Raw genomic sequence first — 21,109 nt, 5'->3', positions numbered from 1 at the left:
TCTAGCGTTCAGCCGCCCGCGGACAGCCGTTTGACCAGGATGCTGTCCCGGCCGCGCGCGTCGAGGTCGGCCAGCAGCGCGGCCACCGCCTCGCGGACGATGCGGCCCCGGTCCACCGCCAGGCCGTACTCGCCGCGCAGCATGATGCGCGCGTGCTCCAGGCCGATCAGTTCGTCCGGGGAGACGTAGACGGTGATCTTCTCGTCGTGGCGCTCGCGGCCGCTGGGCCGGCGCGGGGCCGTGACCTTGCGGGCCGGAGCGGCTTGGGCCGGTGGCGGCGCGACGGCCGGCGCGGGCTCGGCGGGCGCCGCGGCCTGCGTCGCCGAAACCTGCGCCACATCGGCGGAGGCCGTCGGCGCCGGGACCGTGTTGGCCGGGCCCTTCGGCCCGGCGGCGGCCGGCGCGGGCGCGTTCGGCGGCGCGACGGGGGTGTGGCTGTTGCGCGCCGGACGCTCGGGGAGCTCCGCGCCCTCCTCGCCGCGGCCCTCGTGGGCCTCGCGCGGTTCGCGCACCAGGGTGCCGTTGCCGGCGGTGGTGCGGAACAGCTCGTCAGCCGCGGGCATCCTCACCCGGCGTGGCACCGGACCAGAACCTCCCTCGCCAGCTGGCGGTAGGCGGCGGCGCCCACCGAGGCCGAGGCGTACGAGGTGATGGGCTCGCCGGCGACGGTGGTCTCCGGGAAGCGGACGGTGCGGCCGATCACGGTGTGGAACACCTGCGGGCCGAAGGCCTGGACCACCCGGGCCAGCACCTCGCGGCCGTGCACGGTCCGGGCGTCGTACATGGTGGCCAGGATGCCGTCGAGCTCCAGCTCCGGGTTCAGCCGCTCGCGGACCTTCTCGATGGTCTCGGTGAGCAGCGCCACCCCGCGCAGCGCGAAGAACTCGCACTCCAGCGGGACGATCACACTGTGCGCGGCGGTCAGCGCGTTCACCGTGAGCAGGCCCAGCGAGGGCTGGCAGTCGATGATGATGAAGTCGTAGTCGTGCATCACCGGCTTGAGCGTGCGGGCCAGCGCCGACTCCCGGGCGACCTCGGTGACCAGCTGCACCTCGGCGGCCGACAGGTCGATGTTGGACGGCAGCAGGTCCATCCCCGGGGTCACCGTCTTGAGCAGCACGTCCTCGACGTTCACGCCCCGGTGCATCAGCAGGTTGTAGACCGTGCGGTCCAGCTCCATCGGGTTCACGCCCAGACCCACCGACAGCGCGCCCTGCGGGTCGAAGTCGACCAGCAGCACCTTCTGCCCGTACTCGGCCAGCGCGGCGCCCAGGTTGATGGTCGACGTGGTCTTCCCGACGCCGCCCTTCTGGTTGCACATCGCGATGATGCGCGCCGGGCCGTGCTCGACCGGGGGCCGGGGCACCGGGAAGCGCGGCATCGGGCGGCCGGTCGGCCCCACCCGCTCGCGGCGCTGCGTCGCCGGGTCCGGCGCCAAGGTGGCGGCGTAATCGGGGTCTGGCTCTATCTCCGCATCCGGGTCGAACCCGTCCTGGTAGCGGAGTTCGTCCTCGATGATGCCGTAGGGGTCGTCGAACTCCACTCCGGCGCGGCTGGCGTCGGAGGTCTTGTCAGTCGTGTTCATCATGTCCTCGGAACGCTGTGGATGACGAGGAGCAGGCGTGATCCCCGTCTGAGACGCCATCGCCCCGGCAGTGCCTCCCCGGGCGGCGTCGGTCGGCGCTACCACCCGGCCGGCGGCAAATGTCGACTCATTCACAAGTCGCTCTACCTCCTTACCGACTTGCCCACTCTCATCGCTGGAGTGACTCTATGGGCACGGTGTCATTACAGCAAGGCAATGAGACACACAGGGGGTGTTTCAACCCGGTTCACGGCGGAAAACAGGAGATAAATCACCCGAACCGGTATGCGTCGCCGGTATCTGTCATCTCATATCAGGATGGTTGGTCACGGGAGTGTCTCAGTACCCGACCGGGTACCCGCGGACACCCCGACAGACCACTTCTCCCGAGAGGTCAGCCTACCGTGATCAGCCGTTCAGGGCCCTGGGATGGCTGGTGGCGTACACCTCACGCAACCGCTCGACGGTCACCCGGGTGTAGATCTGGGTGGTCGTGGCCGAACTGTGACCTAACAGCTCCTGCACGGTCCGGATGTCCGCTCCCCCGTCGAGCAGATGCGTCGCGAAGGAGTGCCGCAAGGTGTGCGGCGAGACCCGCCCGGCCAGCCCCACACGCTCCGCGACGGCGCCGAGGACCATCCAGGCACCCTGCCGGGTCAGCCGGCCGCCCCGCGCGTTGAGGAAGAGCGCTCCGGCGGTGCCGGATCTGGCCTTGCGCGCGAGTTCCGGACGCAGGCGCACGAGGTAGTCGTCTATGGCCCGGCAGGCGTAGGAGCCGACCGGGACCAGTCGCTGCTTGCCGCCCTTGCCGTCGAGGATGACAGTGCGGTCCTCACGGTCCACGTCGTCGACATCCAGTGCCACGGCCTCGCTGACGCGCGCCCCGGTGCTGTACAGGAACTCCAGCAAAGCCCGGTCGCGCAGGGCCAACGGCTCGTCGATCTCGGTCGCGGCCAAGAGCCGTTCCACATCGTCGAGCGGCAGCGCCTTCGGAAGCCGGAGCGGGACCTGCGGCGGCGGCACGTCGTCGCTCACGTCGACCCCGACCCAGCCCTCTGACAGCGCGAATCGGTGCAAGCCGCGTACAGCCGACATTGTGCGTGCAGCGGACGACGCGGCACCATCCTGGAGACTTGCCAGGAAAGCCGACACATCCGCGCGCTCGATGTCAGTGAAATTTGCACGGCCCCGGGTGTCCAGGAAAACCCCGTACCTCGCGAGGTCCCGGCGATAGGCGGCAAGGGTGTTGGCACTCAGTCCGCGTTCCACGGACAGATGCTCTAGGTGCGCTTTTACGCGGGAATCGACGTCGTCGGACACGGGCTCACGGTACCCCGGCCCCGGCCCGCGGCGGCCCCTGAAGTTCCTGACGGGTCGGCAGGTCGGGCCGCGTTCGGCGATCTTTTCCCGGGACTTCGGCAGGAGGTCTTACTTGCGAGGGTGCGATGGCGTAAAACTGTCGTTCCGGCACTGTGCCGAACATGCGTAGGGAACGCATCGGGCATTATGGGGGTTAGCACCACAATGGATCTGTCCAGGCTTGACCGTACCCGGATGGCGCTGGCCGTCATCGGGCTACTGGCCTTTGTCGACTCATTCCTCCACTGGGCGGATCTGAGCGTCGGCGGGCGAACCTACTCGCAGTTCAACTGGAACGGCTGGAACGCGGGCCTGGGCGCCTGGCTTCCGATGCTGCTCCTGCTGGCGCTCGGCGCCCTGGCCGCGCTGCCGGCGTTCGGCCGGGACTTCTCCGTCCCGCTCGGCCTGCCGCTGGTCAGCGCCGTGGTCGGAGCCCTGAGCTTCGTCATCATCCTGCTGCGCTGGATCACCCTGCCCAGCGAGATGGGCGCGTCGATGAGCGCCGCGTTCGGGCTCTACATCGGCCTCGTGCTGGCCATCGCCGCGGCGGTGTTCGGGTGGCTGGACTACCGGGCCGGCGGCGGCGACCTGAAGTCCGCCACCGACTCGCTGAAGCAGGCGCAGGGCTCGTTCCGCAACCAGCCGCCGCAGGGCGGTGGCGGTGGTGCGCCCTACCAGCAGGGGCAGCCTTACGACCGGCCCCCGACGGGCCAGCCCTATGACCCGAACCAGGGCGGCGGTCAGCCCTACGACCCGAACCAGGGCGGTGGCCGGCCCTACAACCAGGGCTGATCGGCGGCTCTTCGAGCCATGACGCGGGCAAGGGCCCTGGCAAGCGCCGGGGCCCTTCTTCACGCCATCCGGCCGGTCTGTATCCGACCGGCCTGTATCCGACCGGCCTGTATCCGACCGCTGTGTTAGGCCAGCACCTCGTCCAGCTTCAGCGAGGGCAGCCCGTGCGCCTCGCCGACCTGCGGGTAGGTGAGCTGGCCGTCGTGCGTGTTCAGCCCCAGGGCCAGGGCGTGGTCGCGCTGGCAGGCGTCCTTCCAGCCGAAGTTCGCGATCTCCACCGCGTAGGGCAGGGTGACGTTGGTCAGCGCGTAGGTGGAGGTGTAGGGCACCGCGCCGGGCATGTTGGCCACGCAGTAGAACACCGAGTCGTGGACCTGGAAGGTCGGTTCGGCGTGCGTGGTCGGGTACGAGTCCTCGAAGCAGCCGCCCTGGTCGATGGCGATGTCGACGAGCACCGAGCCCGGCTTCATGCGCGAGACCAGCTCGTTGCTGACCAGCTTGGGGGCCTTGGCGCCGGGGACCAGGACCGCGCCGATCACCAGGTCGGCGTCCAGACAGGCCTGCTCGATCTCGAAGGCGTTCGAGGCCAGGGTCTGGATCTGGCCGAACTGGTCGGCGTCCACCTGGCGGAGCCGGGCGATGCTCTTGTCGAGCAGCTTCACCTGGGCGCCCATGCCCTTGGCGATGACCGCGGCGTTGATGCCGGACACGCCGCCGCCGATGACCACCACGTTCGCGGCCTGCACGCCGGGCACGCCGCCCATCAGCACGCCGCGCCCGCCGTTGGCCTTCTGCAGCGTCGCGGCGCCGACCTGGGCCGCCATCCGGCCGGCCACCTCGGACATCGGGGCCAGCAGCGGCAGCGAGCCGTCGGGCAGCTGGACCGTCTCGTAGGCGATGGCGGTGATGCCGGAGTCCAGCAGCGCGTCGGTGCACTCCCGGGAGGCGGCCAGGTGCAGGTAGGTGAACAGGACCTGGTCCCGGCGCATCCGGTGGTACTCGGCCGCGATCGGCTCCTTGACCTTCAGGATCAGGTCGCCGGTGGCCCACACCTCGTCGGCGGTGTCCAGGATGGTCGCGCCGGCGGCGACGTACTGCTCGTCGGAGAGCGAGGAGCCGGCGCCGGCGTCCTTCTCCACGAAGACCTCGTGGCCGTTGCGGACCAGCTCGTGGACCCCGGAGGGGGTGATCGCGACACGGAACTCGTTGTTCTTGAGTTCGCGGGGAACGCCGACCTTCATGGCGACCAGTCCTTCGTTCGGTTCGGTACGACGCCGACCTCGCTGTCGGCCCCGGCTGTGCGAGTGTATCTCTGCGTGACCGGCCGGATCGGTTGACAGCCTGTCAGGCTGAGGGGCGGAATTCGTACGGAGTGACAGTACATGATCCTGGCAATCGAAGGCAGCCACGGTTGTCGACCTGGGGAAAACAGGCGAAAACCCCGCCCCCTCGTGGTGTTCGAGGGGACGGGGTTTCGTGCGGCCCGGGGTCGGCCCGGCCCGCGGCCGGCGTCAGCCCTTGACGCAGACCACCTGCTTGAGCTCGGCGACGATCTCCACCAGGTCGGTCTGCCGCGCCATGACCGACCGGATGTCCTTGTACGCGCCGGGGATCTCGTCCACGACGCCGGGGTCCTTCCGGCACTCGACGCCCTTGGTCTGCTTCTTCAGGTCCTCGACGGTGAACTGCTTGCGGGCCTGGTTCCGGCTCATCAGCCGGCCGGCCCCGTGCGAGGCCGAGTTGAACGCCGCGGCGTTGCCCAGACCGCGCACGATGTAGGAACCGGTGCCCATCGACCCCGGGATGATGCCGAGGTCCCCGCCGCCAGCCCGGATCGCTCCCTTGCGGGTGACCAGGACCTCGACGCCGTCGTAGGTCTCCTCCGCCACGTAGTTGTGGTGGCAGGAGATGGCCTTGTCGAAGGTGACCTTCGGGAACTCCTTGCGCAGCACCTCGGCGAACAGCCACAGCATCACGGCCCGGTTCCGCCGCGCGTACTCCTGCGCCCAGAACAGGTCGCGCCGGTAGGCGGCCATCTGCGGGGTGTCCGCGAGGAAGACCGCGAGGTCCGGGTCCGGCAGGTCCTGGTTCTGCGGGAGCGTGCGGGCCACCTCGATGTGGTGCGCGGCCAGCTGGTTCCCGATGCCCCGGGAGCCGGAGTGCAGCATCAGCCACACGCCGCCCTGCGCGTCCAGGTTCACCTCGAGGAAGTGGTTCCCGCCCCCGAGCGTCCCCATCTGCTCCGAGACCCGGCCCCGCTTGCCCCGCGTGACGGTGCGCTCGAGCTCGTCGAAGCCCTGCCAGAACTCGTGCCAGCCCCGCAGCGGCTTCTTCGCGCCGGGCTCCTGCACCGCCTCCAGCCGCACGTCCTTGTGGTGCACGCCCCGCCCGACCGGCACCGCCTGCTCGATCCGGGTCCGCAGCTTACTGAGATCGTCCGGCAGTTGATCGGCGACCAGCGAGGTCTTGACCGCGGACATCCCGCAGCCGATGTCGACCCCGACCGCGGCCGGCGAGACAGCACCCTTCATCGCGATGACGGACCCGACCGTCGCCCCGATCCCCCGGTGCACGTCGGGCATCACGGCGACGCCGTGGGTCCAGGGCAGCGCGGCGACGTTTCGGAGCTGTTCCAGCGCCTGCGGCTCCACAGACTCCGGTTCGGCCCACATCCGGATCGGCGAGCTCTGCTCGGTCGGTCCGGGAACTGTCGTGTACATGCTTCTACCCAGCCTCATTCGCATTCGCGTTCGTTGATGACGGGAACTATGACGCCATGCGAACGCGGGTGCGGGCAACAGGATTTGCGGCCCCTAATACCCCCGGGCCCGCATCAAGGCATGTTCGAGCACGACAATCAGCGATTCCCGCACCGAATCCGCGCTGCGGGCGTCGAATGCCACCACCGGCACCTCCGGTGCCACGTCCAGCGCCGACCGCACCGCGGGCAGCGAGTGCGAGAGCACCCCGTCGAAGGCGTTCACCGCTATCGCGAACGGGGTCCCCTCGCGCTCGAAGTAGTCCACCGCCGGGAAACACTCGTCCAGGCGCCGGGAGTCGACGACCACCAGCGCGCCGAGGGCGCCGGCCGTGACGTCCTTCCACATGAAGCCGAAGCGGTCCTGGCCCGGGGTGCCGAAGATGTACAGCTTCAGCGTGGGGTCCAGGGTCAGGCAGCCGAAGTCCATCGCGACCGTGGTGGTGGTCTTGCGCGGGGTCAGGCTGGTGTCGTCCACGCCCGCCGCCACCTCGGTGATGGCGGCCTCGGTGGTGAGCGGCTCGATCTCGCTGACCGCCCCGATGGCGGTGGTCTTGCCCACGCCGAAGCCGCCGGAGATCACCATCTTCACCGGCTGCGGCGGCCGGACGGCCGTCGCCGTGGGGGTGGCTTCAGTCATGGCCGGGCCCGCCTGACGTGTGTATTGCGCGGAGGCCATCGATCACCCTTCTCAAGATGTCCAGATCCGAGCCGCCGGCCGCGCGGGGGACGTGGACGGTCAGCAGCTGTCGTGTGTGCAGGTCGCCCACCAGGACGCGGACCACGTTCAAGTGCAGCTTCAGGCGGGCGGCCAGCTCGGCCAGGGAGACCGGGACGCGGCAGGTCTCGATGATGGCGCGGCGTTCGAAGGCCAGGTGCGGCTGCTCCAGCTGGGCCAGCGCCTCGGGGGTGGCGACCAGCTGGGTCTCCATCGGCAGCGCCTGTTCGCCGTCGACCACCCGGCCCTCGGTGAGCAGGAACGGACGCACCGCCGAGACCTGCTCGACGGCGTCGCGGCGGCCCTGCTCGGCGGGGCCCGCCCGGCCCGGTTCGGTCACCCCTGCCCACCACCTGGCCTGCGTGCGGGGACGCCCATGCCGACGGTGTTCTTCAGCTCGATGATCAGCGCCGGGCTCAGCACCGCGCCGACCCGGTTGGCGAACAGCGTCATCTCGTAGGCGACGTTGGCCAGCTTGGCGTCGGCCGTGGTGACCGCGCCGAGCACCGCGCCGCTGCCGATCCGGGTGATCAGCAGGTAGCCGCCCTCCATGTCGATGATGACCTTGTTCAGCGCGCCCAGGCCGTAGTTGCCGCCGGCGCCGGCGGCCAGGGAAGTCATCCCGGAGACCACGGCGGCCAGCCGCTCGGAGGACCCCGGGTCCTGCGGGCGCGAGACGGCGATCAACAGCCCGTCGGACGAGACCGCGATGGCGTCGACCACGCCGGCGGTCTCGTTGGCGAACCGGGCGACCATCCACGTGAAGTCCGCGGCGTCGGCTGCGAGCCGCTGATCTTCGCTCTCCCACGGGGCGGCACTATTAGAGCCGATCATGGTGTCGTCCTCCTATTGGTCTTCCCCGTCCCGCTGCGGCGTGGCCGGGCCCGCGTGGCGGGCCGCCTGCCGGCGGGTCGGCAGCTGCGTCGTCTGTTCGGCGCTGTCGCGGTTCGCTCGTTCCACTCCCGCCTCGAACTCCTGCAACGCGTCCCGCACGGCCCGCGCGTCCTGCTGCTGGGCCGGCCCCTCGGTCACCGCGGAGATCTGGCTGGTCGGCCAGTCCGGGTGCGAGGGCGTCTTGCGGACTCGGCGGGGCAGGGCTCCGTCGGAAGGCTGCGGGGCGGTGGCGCTGGGCGGGGGCGCGGCGACCGGGGACGCGGAGGCCGCGGCGGCCGGTGGGGTCGCCGCCTGGGGAGCCGCCGCCTGGGGAGAAGCCGTCGCCTGGGAATTCGATGGCGGCGGCACCGCCCGCGGCCGGCGCACCGGCAGCATCTCGGTCTCCCGGCGCGGCTCGGGCACCGGCTGATGCGGCTGCTGCTGGACGTCGCCGCCGGACAGCGCGCGCCGCCGGCCGGGTCCTTCGGGCGGCACCGGCGCCAGCGGGCCGAGCGAGTAGCGGCCGCCCGGGGCGTCGGTCGCCCCCGGCTGGCCGAGCGCGTCGAAGCCGGACACCTGGAGCGAGGAGTTCTCCGGTCCGGCGGTCGGCGGCTGGGACGGTCGCGGTTGGTAGGAAGGCGGGCCGGACTGCGCGTCAGCCGCAGCCCGGTCAAAGGTCTGGAACGACGGCGACCCGGATGCGCCACCGGTTCCGGCGGCGTTCGCCCCGGCCGGGTTCACCCCAGCCGGGTTCACCCCGGCCGGATCAGCCGCCGGATACGGGGCGGCGTGCGCACCGGCCTGCCCGGCAGCGGCCGGACCGGCGGCGTACCCGTCGAACGGTGTATTCGGTGTCGGCAGGCTGAACGCCTCCCCCGGCTGCGACGCCCCGGGCACCCGCCGAGGCAGACCCTCAGCCCCCGGCGGCAGCGCGGGGGCCGAACCCGAACCAGAACCAGGACCGAACCCGGCGCCGGAGCCGAATCCAGCGGGCGCCGACTCCGCAGCCGGCGAAGGCTCCGGGACGTGCATCGGCTGCGCCGGCGTCAGCGGCGGCCGCCCGCGCGTCTCCAGCGCCTGAGCATGCGCCTGGGCTGGGCTGGAGGGCAGCATCGGGCCGGAGGGCAACGTCGGCACCCCGTTGCCGGCCGGCGCGGCGGCCGCACCCGGCGTCCCCGTCGCGGCGGCCTCGGCGGCGTCTCCGCGCGGGGCCCGCGTCCCAGCCGTCCCGGCCGTCTCGGCCACCGGCCCGGCCAGCAGGAATCCGGGCACGTACACCCGCGCCGTGGTCCCGCCGCCTGCCGTCGCCGACAGTTCCACGGCCGCACCGGTCCGCACCGACAGCCGGCCCACCACGAACAGGCCCAGTACCCGGGTCGGCGCCAGGTCCAGGCGCTCGCGGCGCACCAGGCGCGCGTTCTCCTGCGCCATCTGCTCCGGCGACATGCCCATCCCGCGGTCCACGATCTCGATCACGAACCCGCGCGCCGACAGCCCGACCGCGATCTCCACCCGCTGGCTGGCCGGGGAGAACGACACCGCGTTCTCCACGAGTTCGGCGACCATCAGCGTCAGGTCGCCGACCGCCGAGGGCGCGACCATGGCGTCGTCCTCGGCGATCAGCACCACCCGCTGGTAGCCCTCGACGCGGCCGACGGCCGAGCGCACCACGTCGGTGAGCCGCATCGGCGCGCCGGAGATGTTGGCCTCGCGCTCGCCGGAGAGCAGGATCAGGCTGTCGGCACCGCGCTGCAAGCGCACCGCGAGGTGGTCGATGCGGTAGAGCCGGTCCAGCAGCGTCGGATCGGTCTCGGTCCGCTCCACCTGGTCGATGATCGACAGCTGGCGTCCGGTGAGGTTGTGGATCCGGTGCCCGACGTTGCCGAACATCTCCGCGGTGTTGCGCCGGATGGTGACCTGCCGCTCCAGCATCAGCAGCGCGGTCTCCTGCACCTTGTTGAACGCCAGCGCCAGGTCGCCGAGCTCGTCGTCGGTCGGCACCGGGATGGCCTCGAACTCCGGCAGCTCACCGCGCTCGCCGAGGTCCTCGTCGGTGACCCGTTCCAGATCGGCCGCGGCGGCGCGGGCGACGCGGGTGGCGGCCCGGGTCAGCGCCAGCACCGGCCGCACCACGGATCTGCGGATCAGTCCGGACAGCACCATCAGCCCGCCGGCGGCCAGCACCCCGATGCCGATCAGCAGCGCCACGGTGAGCTCGGCCTGCTGGGCGTTGTCCCGGGCCAGGCCGATGATCCGGTCGGTGATCTGGGCCTCGGCCCCGGCCCGGGAGTTGGACGCGGTCTCGAAGGCCGCGGTCAGCGACGTGCGGTCGCTCAGGGTCTGGATGGTCTGCGGGTTGACCTGGGTGGCGCCGCTGACCCCGCGGATCGGGTCGAAGGCCAGGCCGTACATGGCCTCGGCGCGGTCCTGGTAGCCGCGGAAGACCTCGGCCTGCGCCGAGCGGAGCAGGTCGGCGATGGCGTTGCGGTCCGAGGCCGCGGTGGACTGCTGCACCAGCCCGAACTGCACCTGCGCGACCTGGTCCCAGCGCAGCGCGGTGGCGTACTCCTCACCGGCGTTGAACTCGGTGGGGCCGGAGGCGAAGGCGGTGAGCGAGGCCTCGCGCTGGCTCTCGGCCATGTCGCCGGAGTACAGCGCGGACAGCTCGGACTCCAGCGAGGCGGCCGGACCGCCGTCGGCCGCGTGCCCGCCGAAGTCCAGCGCCGAGACCATCTGCGAGTCGATGGCCCCGTACACGGTGTCGACCAACTGTTGGACGTGGGCCTGCAGCACATAGTTCTGCGACATGCCCTCGGTGGCCGGCAGTTCGCGCACGTAGCTCAGGTCGGAGACGGCGGCCAGGGCGGCGGTCAGGGTCGGCGTGGCGCTGCTGCCGTAGTCCGAGGTGACCTGCTGGACCTGGGAGTCGGTGGTGCCGATGGCGGCCGTGTACTGCGCCACCTTGTCCGGGTCGCCGCTCATCGCCGCCTGGGCCTTGTCGCGCTCCACCGACAGGTCCTGGATCAGCTGGCTGACGGACTTGGACGAGGACAGGAAGTCGGCCGCCGAGTTCCACTGGCCGGCCACGTCCACCTCGTGGACCGCGACCGGGGTCATCAGCGCGGCCATGGCCACGGTGGGCAGGATGACCAGCAGGTCCATGCGGCGCCGGAACGGCAGCCGGGCGCGGATCCCGGTCTTGGTGGTGTTGGCGACGTCGGCGCCCGAGCTCTGCGTCATGTCCGCACCGCCTCCCTTGCCCCGTGCGGTCATTGGTGTTTGATCCGGTTCCAGGCCGCCACCCACTGCGAGTAGGGCACGCACGTACGGTCGCTTCCGTCCCCACAGCGCGCGCTGGGCGTGGTCCAGAACCAGATGTTCTTCCAGTAGGACTCGTCGTCGGCGTGGTAGGCGGCGCAGAACTTGGGGTCGGTGGTCTTGGCGCAGGCCTGCGAGTTCGCCGGGGCCTCCCCGGCCCACTGGGCCACCTGCGCGTTGACGGTCGGCGAGGAGATGTAGTTCAGCCACTCATAGGTGCAGGTCAGATCCTTCGCCGTGGCGCTCACCATCCAGGTGTCGGACCACCCGGTGCTGCCCTCGGTCGGCGTGGCGGTGGCGATCTCCCCGTGTCCGGCGTTCTGCAGACTGTTGACGACCACCTGCCAGCCGGTGCCGATGGTGTCCGCGCCCTTGGCGAAGGCGGCCTCCTGGTCGGCGGTGTCGGGCCAGTAGTCACCGACCGCGGCGCGCTGCTTGGTCAGCAGCGCGACGACCGCGTCGAACTGGTTCTTGTCCAGCTCGTAAGGGTTCTTGATACCCAGCGCCGACTGGCTGCTCATCAGGTACAGCGCGGCGTCGGCGATGGTGATCGGTGAGTCGTAGACCGACACGTGCCCGGCCGCCGAGGGGTCGGGGTTGAACACCGCGCCCAGCGAGGTCGGCGGCGCCATCTTGTTCTTGTTGTAGATCAGGACGTTCGCGCCGCGGCCCTGGGGGATCCCGTAGGGCACGCCGTTCACCGAGTTCCAGGGCCGGTCTTTCAGGCCCGGGTAGATCTGCGCGTAGTTGGGGACCTTGGAGACGTCGACGGGGGCGACGTCCCCGCTGGCTATCATCCGCAGGCTGGCGTCCCCCGAGGCGGAGACCACGTCGTAGCGTCCGGACTTGACGTCCGCGACCATCTCGTCGGAACTGCCGGCGGTGTCGGCGTGCACCTGGCAGTTGGTCTGCTGCTGGAACGGCACGATCCACTGGTTCTCGGCGTAGCCGTCCCACACCACCATGTACAGGTCGCCCTCGGAGGCCGAGCCCGGCTCGGCCATCGGCACCGGCGGCGCGACGAAGGCCCCGGCGGCAGCCGATCCCGCCCCGGAGGAGCAACCCGCCATCAGCGCCAGGCTGGTGACCACGGCGGCCAGGCGCGCCACGAGGGACCCGTATCGACGTCCAGAGGACGCCGAACGCACTATCGCCATAGACCGGGGCGCTTTCTGCTCACTCGTCGCTTGTCATGCCAGAGCCTTGCGTGGGGGGACACGGACGGCACGCGACCGTACGCGACGCGCTGCACACTACACGATCGTATGGTCAGTAGAGAATCAGGGAGCGTATGGAAAGGGCTGGATCCGATCAGACCCAAACATCCGTGCGGAGGCTTCCTGGCAGGTATTCGTTGCCGGGTGCGTGGAACGACGGATCGGCGCCACCGGCCCGCCCGGCCTCGTAGTCCCGCAGCGCGCCGAAGGCCCAGCGGCCCAGCAGGACGATCGCCGCCAGGTTCATCAAGGCCATGACGCCCATCGCCACGTCGGCGAACTCCCACACCAGCTGCAGGCTCAACAGCGAGCCCACACCGACCGCTGCCAGCACCACCACGCGGAAGGCCTGGACCCGGGCCCGGGTCGCACCCAGGTAGTCCAGGTTGACCTCGGCGTAGACGTAGTTGCCCAGCACCGAGGAGTAGGCGAAGACGAAGACCATCACGGTCATCACCCACTTGCTCCAGTCGCCGAACTGGTTCACCACGGCTGCCTGGGTCAGCGAGGCGCCGGTCGAGGAGCCGGGATGTCTGGGGTCGTAGACGCTCCGGTCGGCGAGCATGATGATCATCGCGGTCGCCGTGCAGACCACCAGGGTGTCCACCGCGACGCCGAGCGACTGGAGCAGGCCCTGCTTGGCCGGGTGGGTGGTGTCGGCGGTCGCGGCGGCGTTCGGGGCCGAGCCCATACCGGCCTCGTTGGAGAACAGACCGCGCTTGACGCCGTTGAGCATCGCCGCGCCGAGGCCGGAGACGCCGCCGACCGCGGCCGGGCCGAAGCCGAAGGCGTCGCGGAAGACCCAGCCGAGGGCCTCGACCACGCGGCCGGGGTTGGTGACGATGATCACCACGGCCAGCAGCAGATAGGCCACGGCCATCACCGGCAGCACCAGGCCGGCGATCTTGGCCACCCGCTGGACGCCGCCGAACAGAGCCGGGGCGGACAGGAGGACCAGGATCAGGCCGGTCCAGTGCGCGGAGACGCCGTGCGTACCGGCCAGGACGTCGGCGACGGTGTTCGCCTGGACCATCGTGAAGGCGATACCGAAGGTGAAGATCAGCAGGACGGCGAAAACCGCGCCGGCCCGGCGGGAGCCGAGGCCGGTCTCCATGTAGTAGGCGGGGCCGCCGCGATAGCCGCCGCCTGGCGCGGCACGCTTGAACAACTGCGCCAGGGTGGCCTCGACGAACCCGGTCGCCATGCCGACCACCGCGACCACCCACATCCAGAACACCGCGCCGGGCCCGCCGACGGTCAGGGCCACCGCGACACCGGCGATGTTGCCGGTGCCCACGCGCGAGGCCAGGCCGATGGCGAAGGCCTGGAAGGAGGAGACGCCGTTCTCGGAGTGGCTGCGGGAGGAGTCGCCGACCAGCAGGCGCAGGGCCGGCTTCAGGAGGCGGACCTGGACGGCGCGGGTGCGGGCGGTGAAGTAGAGGCCGGCGCCGATGAGGAGGTAGATGAGGACGTACGTGTACAGGAAGTGGCTGACCGGGTCGATGAACTGCTCCCTGACGAAGTCCATGAGGAGGTGATGATCCTTCGCGGGCGGCGCGAAAGATCGCTTGGGCCGGTCGAGTCGGGTGGCCGAGGTCGCCGGTCGGGTCAGCGCGGCACTCTAGGATCGGCCTCATGGCGAAGACCCAGGAGCGCCTGATGGTGCTCGACACCCCCACGCTGTACTTCCGCGCCTTCTTCGGCGTGCCGGACACGATCCGCTCCCCCGACGGGATGCCGGTGAACGCGGTGCGCGGGACGCTGGACTTCGTCAGCCACCTGATCGGCACCTACAAGCCGGACCGGCTGGTCGCGTGCTTCGACGCCGACTGGCGTCCGGCGTTCCGCGTCGAGGCGATCCCGTCGTACAAGGCGCACCGGGTGCTGGCGGAGGCACCGGCCGGGGCCTCGGGCGCCGACGGCGTCGACGTCGAGGAGGTACCGGACACGCTGAGCCCGCAGGTGCCGGTGATCGAGGCGGCGCTGGACGCGCTGGGCATCGCGCGCGCCGAGGCACCCGGCTTCGAGGCCGACGACGTCCTGGCGACGCTGGCCGAGCGCTGGAGCGGGCACGGGCCGGTGGACGTGGTGACCATGGACCGAGACCTGTACCAGATGGTCGACGACGCCCGGCAGATCCGGGTCCTGAACATCGGCAAGGGCGTGACCAAGCTGGAAGTGGTCACCGACGCCGTGCTGCGCGAGAAGTACGGCATCAGCGGCAACGAGTACGCGGACTTCGCGGCTCTGCGCGGCGACCCGAGCGACGGCCTGCCCGGCGTCACCGGCATCGGCGAGAAGACGGCGGCGGCCCTGATCTCGCAGTACCGCGACCTGCCCGGCGTCCGCGCGGCGGCAACCGACCCGACCTCGACGCTGAAGCCGGCCCAGCGCAAGCGGATCGCCGAGGCGGCGGGCTACCTGGACGCGGCCCCGACGGTGGTGCGCGTGGTACGCGACGCCCCGGTGGTGGAGCACGACGACATGCTGCCGCGCGAGGCCAAGGACCCGATCATGGCGGCGATGCTGGCGGAGAAGTTCGGGTTGAAGACGGCGATGGCGCGGGTGATCCGGGTGATGGGCGAGCGGTGATGGGCGAGCGGCGATGAGCGGCGATGGACGAGGCCGATGCTCGCTCGCCGCCGACACCTCCGTCAGCGGCGAGCGTCATACACGCGATATGCCGACCTACCCGTTCAGCATCGAGTAGGCGACCACGCCGCGCCGCAGCCCGTCGATCGCCTCCTGCGCGGCCTCGCGCACCGTGCTCTTCTTCCCGTTGTCCGCCTTGAGCTCCGCCGCCGCGTTGGCGACCTGGCCCAGCAGGTCGATCAGCTGCTTGCACCAGCGGACGAAGTCGCCTGCGGGCATCTCCACGTCCCACAGCACCTCTTCCAGCGCCTTGCCCGAGGCCCAGTGGTAGGCCGGGAGGGCGAAGCCGAGGTCTGGTTCGCGTTGGAACTCCAGGTGGTGGTCGGTCTCCAGCTCTTCGAGCTTGGCCCAGAGGCGGACCATCTCGTCGAGGGTCTTGGGGACGGCGCCGCCGGGCAGGCGCGGGGGGCCGGCGTCGTCGGCGCGGCGGGCCTCGTAGACCAGAGCTGATACGCAGGCGGCGAGTTCGGGCGGGGTCAGGCCCTCCCACAGGCCCGCTCGCAGGGTTTCGGCGGTGAGCAAGTCCAGTTCCGTGTAGAGCCGCCCGAGGCGCTTGCCGATCGGGGTGACCTGGTCGCCGTCGAGGTAGCCCAGCTGTTCCAGCAGGCCGCAGACCCGGTCGAAGACGCGGGCGATGCTGTTCGTCCGGCCGGCGACGCGCTTCTCCAGCTGCTTCGTCTCGCGGTCCAGCTTGTGGTAGCGCTCCGCCCAGCGGGCATGGTCCTCGCGCTCCTGGCAGCCGTGGCAGGGGTGGGCGCGGATGGCCTTGCGCAGGCGGTTGATCTCGGTGTCGTCCGTGGCCTCGGCACGGTAGCGGGTCTTGCGGTAGGGCGGGATCTCCTTGTCCCCGGCCTTGCTGCGCAGGACCGCGGCCAGGTCCTTGCGGGACTGGGCCGACTTGGCGTTGAAGGACTTCGGGACGCGCATGTGGTCCAGCGGTTCGGCCGGGCTGGGGAAGTCCGTCAGCGACAGCCGCACCACCTGGCGGTCGACGGTCAGGACCACCGGGCGCGGGCCGTCGCCGGTGAACTGCTTCTGCCGCCCCGCGGTCGAAGCCGGTGTCCCCGGGTCCAGGACCACGGCCACGCCGGCGCGCTTGCCGGCGGGCACCACGATGATGTCGCCGGGTTGCAGCTTCTCCAGCGCTTCCAGCGACGCCGCGCGCCGGTTCGCAGCCCCCTGCCGCGACAGGTCAGCCTCCCGCTCCGAGAGCTGACGGCGCAGCGCCATGTACTCGTCGAAGTCGCCGAGGTGGCACGTTATGGCCTCGGAGTAGCCCTCCAGCGCGCCGGTGTTCTTGCGCACCTGCCGCGTCAGGCCGACCACGGCCTGGTCGGCCTGGTACTGCGCGAACGAGGTCTCCAGCAGGTTGCGGGCCCGCTCGGCGCCGAACTGGCCGACCAGGTTGACCGCCATGTTGTAGGACGGCTTGAACGACGAGCGCAGCGGATAGGTGCGGGTCCCGGCCAGCCCGGCCAGCGCCTTGGCGTCCAGGTCCTGGCGCCACAGCACCACGGCGTGGCCCTCGATGTCGATGCCGCGCCGGCCGGCGCGCCCGGTGAGCTGGGTGTACTCCCCGGCCGTCAGGTCGACGTGGTTCTCACCGTTCCACTTGGTCAGCGCCTCCAGGACGACCGTGCGGGCCGGCATGTTGATGCCCAGGGCCAGCGTCTCGGTGGCGAAGACCGCCTTGACCAGGCCCTGGACGAAGAGCTCTTCGACGATCTCCTTGAACGTCGGCAGCATGCCCGCGTGGTGGGCGGCCACCCCGCGCTGCAGGCCGTCGAACCAGTCGTGGAAACCCAGGACATTGAGGTCCTCGGAGGGGATCTTGCCGGTGCGCTCCAGCACGTGCGTCTTGACCCGGGCCCGCTCGTCGGCGTTCAGCAGCCTGACCCCGGCGTGCAGGAACTGCTGGACCGCGGCGTCGCAGCCGGCCCGGCTGAAGATGAAGGTGATGGCCGGGAGCAGGCCCTCGGCGTCCAGCTTCTCGATCACGTCGACCCGGCTGGGGACCCAGCCGCCCCGGCGCCGGTCCCGGCCGCGTCCGCCGCGGTTGGCGTTGGGGCCGCTGCTGCGCGGGCCGCTCCGCTTGTACATCGATTCTTCGCGGTTCAGGCGCACCAGTTCGGGATTGACCCGCAGCTCGCGGGCCGCCGAGATACCGCCCTGGCCGTTGGCGCCGGGCATGGCCTCGCCGTCGGCGCCGTTGGCGAACAGGTCGAACATGCGCTTGCCGGACAGGACGTGCTGCCACAGCGGGACCGGTCGGTGCTCCCAGACGATGGACTTGGTGTCGCCGCGGACGGTGCGCAGCCAGCCGGCGAACTCCTCGACGTTCGACACCGTCGCCGACAGCGCCACCAGGCGCACCGACTCCGGCAGGTGGATGATGACCTCTTCCCAGACCGCGCCGCGGAAGCGGTCGGCGAGGTAGTGGACCTCGTCCATGACCACGTAGCCCAGGCCGGACAGGGTCGCCGAGCCCGCGTAGAGCATGTTGCGCAGCACCTCGGTCGTCATCACGACGATCGGGGCCTCGCCGTTGACCGTGTTGTCGCCGGTCAGCAGGCCGACGTTGGCGGCGCCGTGCCGGGCCACCAGATCGGCGAACTTCTGGTTGGACAGCGCCTTGATCGGGGTGGTGTAGAAGCACTTGACGCCCTGCGCCAGGGCCAGGTGGACGGCGAACTCCCCCACGACGGTCTTGCCCGAGCCGGTCGGGGCCGCGACCAGGACGCTGTCCCCGGCCTCCAGCGCCCGACACCCCTGGATCTGGAACCCGTCGAGGTCGAAGTCGTAACCCCCGCGGAAGCGCTGGAACTCGGAGAGGGCAGGCACGTCGGGAGCCCGCAGGGGCTCAGCGGGCGATGACATGCCTCCACCCTAACCGCAAGCTTGATCGCCGCGCCTCAGGTTTGCCCGGCGGGCTCCGGCGGTGCTCAGCTCGCCGGCCGGAACACCCGCAACGCCCCTGGCAGCGTCCGCAGCGCCACCGGCAGCGCGCCGATCCGCTCGCCGTCGGCCCAACAGCTGACGCCGTCGGCGCGCAGCTCGATCCGGGCCGCGTGGTGGACGTTCACCTTGGGATGGTTCACGTGCCGGCCGGAGAAGACCTTCGGGAAGATCGTCAGCAGCGCCGGCTTGGAGATCTTGCGGACCTCGGTGAGCTGGAACCGGCCGTCGTCCATGCGGGCCTGGGGGCAGATGAGCATGCCGCCGCCGTAGGAGGGGCCGTTGCCGACCGCGATCAGCATGCACTCGGCGGTCCGCTCCTGGTCGTCCAGCAGCATCTGGAACGCCGGAGCCTTGAAGCGGGGCAGTTCCAGCAGCATCGACAGGTCGTAGCGGCGCTTGCCGCGGGGCCAGCGCATCTGGTTGGCCCGGTCGTTGACCTTGGAGTCCAGCCCGCAGGCCAGCACCGTGGAGAAGCGGCGGACCACCTCGGCGGAGGTGCCGGCGCCGACCGTGGCCTCGCCGAGGTCGACCCGGTCGACGCGGCCCTCGACGATCACCCGGGCCGCGGCCTCGGGGTCCTTCAGCGGGATGCCCAGGCTGCGCGCGGTGTCGTTGCCGGTGCCGGCCGGGATGATGCCGAGCACGCACTCCGGCTCGGCGGTCAGCAGCCGCAGGCCGGCCGAGACCATGCCGTCGCCGCCGACCACCACCAGCGCGGCTTCGGGGTTCTTCAGCAGGGCGTCGCCGGCCCGCTGCTCACCGTCGGCGGCGGTGCGCCCGACGATCTCGGTCACGTCGATCCCGGCGGCCCGCAGCGCGGCGACGGCGCGCCGGCCGGCTTTCGCCCCCGCGCCCTTGGCGGACGTGGGGTTGATCAGGACGACGAGGTGGTCGGGTCGGTGTTGGTCGGAACGGCTGGGCACGCGCGAACGTTAGCAGCGCGTGCCCTCCCGCGTCATGGCGTCGTGACCGGCGCGTTATCGCACCGGGCCGGTGCGGGCCTCAGGTGAGGTCGTCGTAGTCGTCGTCGAAGCCGCGCCGGACCTGCTCGACCGGACGGGCCTGCTCGACCGGGAGCGGCGCCAGGTCCACGTCCGAGGCCTCGTCCGGGGACAGGTTGGCGTTGATGTTGCGGGCGGCGCGGCGCTTGTCGTTCATGACCGCGATGCCGATGGCGCCGTAGTAGAGCAGACACATCGGGGCGGCCAAGGCCGTCATGCCCAGCGGCTCACCGGTCGGGACCGCGGTGGCGGCGAAGATGAAGATGCCGAAGGTCACGTAGCGCCAGGACTTCTTCAGCCGCGCGGCGGACAGCACGCCGGTGAAGTTCAGCGCGACCACGATCAGCGGGACCTCGAAGGAGACACCGAAGATCAGCACCATGCGCATGAAGAAGTTGATGAAGGTGTCCAGCGGCAGGAGGTTGCTGACGCCCTTCGGGGTGAAGCCGAGCAGCACCCGCATGATCGTCGGGAAGATCAGGTAGCACAGCGCGGTACCGGCGGCGAACAGCGGCACGCCGGCGGCGACGAAGCTGAGGCTGTACTTCTTCTCGTTCTTGTGCAGGCCCGGCGCGATGAACGCCCAGAGCTGGTACAGCCAGACCGGCGAGGCCAGCAGCAGGCCGACCAGGAGCGAGACCTTCAGGCTGATCGAGATGCCCGCGGTGGCCCCGGACAGCGTCACGATGCCGTTCTTGCACTGCTTGGTGGCCTGGCCGACGCCGCGGATGCTGGAGTCGTTGCAGACCGTGTTCTCCAGCAGCTGGATCACCCAGGCGTGGACCAGCCACCCGGCGATGGCGCCCAGCGCGATGCCCACAGAAGCCCGGAACAGCCGGGTGCGCAGCTCACGGATGTGGTCGCCGAGCGGCATCCGGCCCTCGGGGTCCTTGTTGGCCTTCACCGCCTTCGGCGGCTTGCTCTTGCCCTTGGGCCGGGTCCCGTTGGCGCTGGCCTGCGTGGTCATGGTTGTCGCCGGTCCTTCAGTTCTGGGCCTTGTCGGCGCGCTGGGCGCCGTCGTCGACGATCGAGCCGGGAATCACTTTTTCCTCGGGCAGCTCCACGTCGTCCGCCGCGGCGTGCATCTCGGACTTCATGATCCGGGCCGACTTGCGGACGTTGCGCACCGAGTCGAGCAGCCGGTTGCGCCCGAACAGCGCCCACGCCAACAGCACGATCAGACCGATCTCGATCAGCCGCATGAACACGGTCCGACCCCCTTCGCTGCGACAGGCCCCGGGTATGCGGGCGCCACGGATATGAACACGGGCACGATGCGAAGACTAATCGTGCTGGGCCCGTGCGCGCAGCGCCTTGACGCCCTCCATTTCCTGAACTCCGCGCAACGTCTGGCTCGCGTCGTTCAGAACGGCCGAGGTCTTCTTCAGCTCCCGGATCAGACCCTTGGCCGCGGCGAACACCCGCCAGCCGAACGCGGCGATGATCACCAGGGCGACGACGGCGGTGATCGTGATCAGCAGGACCCAATACATGCAGGAAACTATAGGGCCTGGCCGGGCCCGCGACGCAGGGCGAGGGTGGCCACACCCGCGGATTTCAGGATCTCGGCCAACTCCGGCCCGGCGGGCCGGCGCACCCGGGCCCCGCAGGCGGGGCAGGTGAACAGGTAGCGGTTCGCCTCCGCACCGTCACCGGTCTCGACGAACCGCACGTCGGCGATGGCCACATACTGCGGTCCGCAGTCTGGACACCGCACCCGGAAGTCGGCGGCCGGAGCCGCTTGCTGCGGCGCGGCGGCGCGGGAACTACGCAGGGCGACCGATTCGACACCGATCGCGGCCAGCGCGTCGGAGAGGTCTGCGAGGCCGCCGGTCAGGGCTCGCAGGCGAGTGCGGCCGTCGGGGGCGGGTTCGGGGG

Annotated in this window: 19 protein-coding genes; 2 read left to right on the top strand and 17 right to left on the bottom strand. The window is 70.8% G+C overall.

The window, feature by feature from the left end; all coding sequences use genetic code 11:
* Positions 1 to 8 precede the first annotated feature (8 nt).
* The 3 genes from KGQ19_RS23675 to xerD all read right to left on the bottom strand — a co-directional run bounded on the left by KGQ19_RS23675 (position 9) and on the right by xerD (position 2,905).
* Complete coding sequence (locus KGQ19_RS23675) at positions 9 to 569, bottom strand: hypothetical protein (RefSeq protein ID WP_368862154.1); 561 nt, start codon at positions 567 to 569, stop codon at positions 9 to 11.
* Entirely contained in the window at positions 566 to 1,585 is a 1,020-nt protein-coding gene (locus KGQ19_RS23670) for a ParA family protein (RefSeq protein WP_212011678.1), read from the bottom strand. The genes KGQ19_RS23675 and KGQ19_RS23670 overlap by 4 nt, the downstream gene beginning before the upstream one ends.
* Before the next feature lie 408 nt (positions 1,586 to 1,993).
* A complete protein-coding gene (xerD, locus tag KGQ19_RS23665) occupies positions 1,994 to 2,905 on the bottom strand; it encodes a site-specific tyrosine recombinase XerD (RefSeq protein WP_212011651.1) in 912 nt (303 codons plus the stop codon).
* A gap of 234 nt (positions 2,906 to 3,139) precedes the next feature.
* Here xerD and KGQ19_RS23660 point away from each other — a divergent pair, with 234 nt between their 5' ends.
* Positions 3,140 to 3,736 carry a hypothetical protein gene (locus KGQ19_RS23660; protein ID WP_212011649.1) on the top strand — a complete coding sequence of 199 codons (597 nt, stop codon included), beginning with the start codon at positions 3,140 to 3,142 and terminating at the stop codon, positions 3,734 to 3,736.
* Between the two features lie 125 nt (positions 3,737 to 3,861).
* On the opposite strand, the gene ald is transcribed toward KGQ19_RS23660, so the two are convergent.
* The 8 genes from ald to KGQ19_RS23620 form a co-directional block, all read right to left on the bottom strand.
* A complete protein-coding gene (gene ald / locus KGQ19_RS23655; RefSeq protein WP_212011647.1) occupies positions 3,862 to 4,977 on the bottom strand; it encodes an alanine dehydrogenase in 1,116 nt (371 codons plus the stop codon).
* 270 nt (positions 4,978 to 5,247) lie between these two features.
* Positions 5,248 to 6,456, bottom strand: a complete 1,209-nt coding sequence (locus KGQ19_RS23650) for an RtcB family protein (RefSeq protein WP_212011645.1) — start codon at positions 6,454 to 6,456, stop codon at positions 5,248 to 5,250.
* 93 nt (positions 6,457 to 6,549) lie between these two features.
* The gene (locus tag KGQ19_RS23645) at positions 6,550 to 7,134 is read right to left on the bottom strand and encodes a GTP-binding protein (protein WP_212011643.1); all 585 of its coding nucleotides are present in this window, start codon (positions 7,132 to 7,134) and stop codon (positions 6,550 to 6,552) included.
* Positions 7,127 to 7,552, bottom strand: a complete 426-nt coding sequence (locus KGQ19_RS23640; RefSeq protein WP_212011641.1) for a DUF742 domain-containing protein — start codon at positions 7,550 to 7,552, stop codon at positions 7,127 to 7,129. The genes KGQ19_RS23645 and KGQ19_RS23640 overlap by 8 nt, the downstream gene beginning before the upstream one ends.
* Positions 7,549 to 8,046, bottom strand: coding sequence for a roadblock/LC7 domain-containing protein (locus KGQ19_RS23635; RefSeq protein WP_194927692.1), 498 nt, complete (start codon positions 8,044 to 8,046; stop codon positions 7,549 to 7,551). The genes KGQ19_RS23640 and KGQ19_RS23635 overlap by 4 nt, the downstream gene beginning before the upstream one ends.
* Positions 8,047 to 8,058: 12 nt before the next feature.
* The gene (locus KGQ19_RS23630) at positions 8,059 to 11,325 is read right to left on the bottom strand and encodes a sensor histidine kinase (protein ID WP_212011639.1); all 3,267 of its coding nucleotides are present in this window, start codon (positions 11,323 to 11,325) and stop codon (positions 8,059 to 8,061) included.
* 29 nt (positions 11,326 to 11,354) lie between these two features.
* Complete coding sequence (locus KGQ19_RS23625; RefSeq protein ID WP_307856493.1) at positions 11,355 to 12,512, bottom strand: ABC transporter substrate-binding protein; 1,158 nt, start codon at positions 12,510 to 12,512, stop codon at positions 11,355 to 11,357.
* A gap of 202 nt (positions 12,513 to 12,714) precedes the next feature.
* Positions 12,715 to 14,148, bottom strand: coding sequence for an alanine/glycine:cation symporter family protein (locus tag KGQ19_RS23620; protein WP_212011635.1), 1,434 nt, complete (start codon positions 14,146 to 14,148; stop codon positions 12,715 to 12,717).
* A gap of 131 nt (positions 14,149 to 14,279) precedes the next feature.
* Here KGQ19_RS23620 and KGQ19_RS23615 point away from each other — a divergent pair, with 131 nt between their 5' ends.
* Complete coding sequence (locus tag KGQ19_RS23615; RefSeq protein ID WP_368862152.1) at positions 14,280 to 15,212, top strand: 5'-3' exonuclease; 933 nt, start codon at positions 14,280 to 14,282, stop codon at positions 15,210 to 15,212.
* Between the two features lie 96 nt (positions 15,213 to 15,308).
* On the opposite strand, the gene KGQ19_RS23610 is transcribed toward KGQ19_RS23615, so the two are convergent.
* The 6 genes from KGQ19_RS23610 to KGQ19_RS23585 all read right to left on the bottom strand — a co-directional run.
* Entirely contained in the window at positions 15,309 to 18,149 is a 2,841-nt protein-coding gene (locus KGQ19_RS23610) for a DEAD/DEAH box helicase (RefSeq protein WP_212011631.1), read from the bottom strand.
* Between the two features lie 65 nt (positions 18,150 to 18,214).
* On the bottom strand, positions 18,215 to 19,153 hold the full coding sequence (locus tag KGQ19_RS23605) for a diacylglycerol kinase (RefSeq protein ID WP_212011623.1): 939 nt from the start codon (positions 19,151 to 19,153) through the stop codon (positions 18,215 to 18,217).
* A gap of 79 nt (positions 19,154 to 19,232) precedes the next feature.
* Positions 19,233 to 20,198, bottom strand: coding sequence for a twin-arginine translocase subunit TatC (gene tatC, locus KGQ19_RS23600; protein ID WP_212011621.1), 966 nt, complete (start codon positions 20,196 to 20,198; stop codon positions 19,233 to 19,235).
* Positions 20,199 to 20,214: 16 nt separating this feature from the next.
* Positions 20,215 to 20,433, bottom strand: a complete 219-nt coding sequence (locus tag KGQ19_RS23595) for a twin-arginine translocase TatA/TatE family subunit (protein WP_212011619.1) — start codon at positions 20,431 to 20,433, stop codon at positions 20,215 to 20,217.
* 81 nt (positions 20,434 to 20,514) lie between these two features.
* Positions 20,515 to 20,724, bottom strand: coding sequence for a hypothetical protein (locus tag KGQ19_RS23590; RefSeq protein WP_212011617.1), 210 nt, complete (start codon positions 20,722 to 20,724; stop codon positions 20,515 to 20,517).
* An 8-nt stretch (positions 20,725 to 20,732) separates the two neighbouring features.
* The coding region (locus tag KGQ19_RS23585; RefSeq protein WP_212011615.1) for a hypothetical protein at positions 20,733 to 21,109 on the bottom strand (377 nt) is incomplete at its 5' end.

Origin of the sequence: Catenulispora pinistramenti, from assembly GCF_018274385.1 — a bacterium.
In the GTDB taxonomy this organism is placed as follows: domain Bacteria; phylum Actinomycetota; class Actinomycetes; order Streptomycetales; family Catenulisporaceae; genus Catenulispora; species Catenulispora pinistramenti.
This window is presented reverse-complemented; position numbering and strand designations above follow the sequence as displayed.

What these genes read in the sequence shown, in the direction of transcription:
- KGQ19_RS23620 (WP_212011635.1), bottom strand. Translation starts at nt 14,148, where the DNA reads ATGGACTTCGTCAGGGAGCAGTTCATCGACCCGGTCAGCCACTTCCTG.
- KGQ19_RS23615 (WP_368862152.1), top strand. Translation starts at nt 14,280, where the DNA reads ATGGTGCTCGACACCCCCACGCTGTACTTCCGCGCCTTCTTCGGCGTG.
- KGQ19_RS23645 (WP_212011643.1), bottom strand. Translation starts at nt 7,134, where the DNA reads ATGACTGAAGCCACCCCCACGGCGACGGCCGTCCGGCCGCCGCAGCCG.
- KGQ19_RS23590 (WP_212011617.1), bottom strand. Translation starts at nt 20,724, where the DNA reads ATGTATTGGGTCCTGCTGATCACGATCACCGCCGTCGTCGCCCTGGTG.
- tatC (WP_212011621.1), bottom strand. Translation starts at nt 20,198, where the DNA reads ATGACCACGCAGGCCAGCGCCAACGGGACCCGGCCCAAGGGCAAGAGC.
- ald (WP_212011647.1), bottom strand. Translation starts at nt 4,977, where the DNA reads ATGAAGGTCGGCGTTCCCCGCGAACTCAAGAACAACGAGTTCCGTGTC.
- KGQ19_RS23595 (WP_212011619.1), bottom strand. Translation starts at nt 20,433, where the DNA reads ATGCGGCTGATCGAGATCGGTCTGATCGTGCTGTTGGCGTGGGCGCTG.
- KGQ19_RS23610 (WP_212011631.1), bottom strand. Translation starts at nt 18,149, where the DNA reads ATGTCATCGCCCGCTGAGCCCCTGCGGGCTCCCGACGTGCCTGCCCTC.
- KGQ19_RS23660 (WP_212011649.1), top strand. Translation starts at nt 3,140, where the DNA reads ATGGCGCTGGCCGTCATCGGGCTACTGGCCTTTGTCGACTCATTCCTC.
- KGQ19_RS23670 (WP_212011678.1), bottom strand. Translation starts at nt 1,585, where the DNA reads ATGAACACGACTGACAAGACCTCCGACGCCAGCCGCGCCGGAGTGGAG.
- KGQ19_RS23650 (WP_212011645.1), bottom strand. Translation starts at nt 6,456, where the DNA reads ATGTACACGACAGTTCCCGGACCGACCGAGCAGAGCTCGCCGATCCGG.
- KGQ19_RS23635 (WP_194927692.1), bottom strand. Translation starts at nt 8,046, where the DNA reads ATGATCGGCTCTAATAGTGCCGCCCCGTGGGAGAGCGAAGATCAGCGG.
- KGQ19_RS23630 (WP_212011639.1), bottom strand. Translation starts at nt 11,325, where the DNA reads ATGACGCAGAGCTCGGGCGCCGACGTCGCCAACACCACCAAGACCGGG.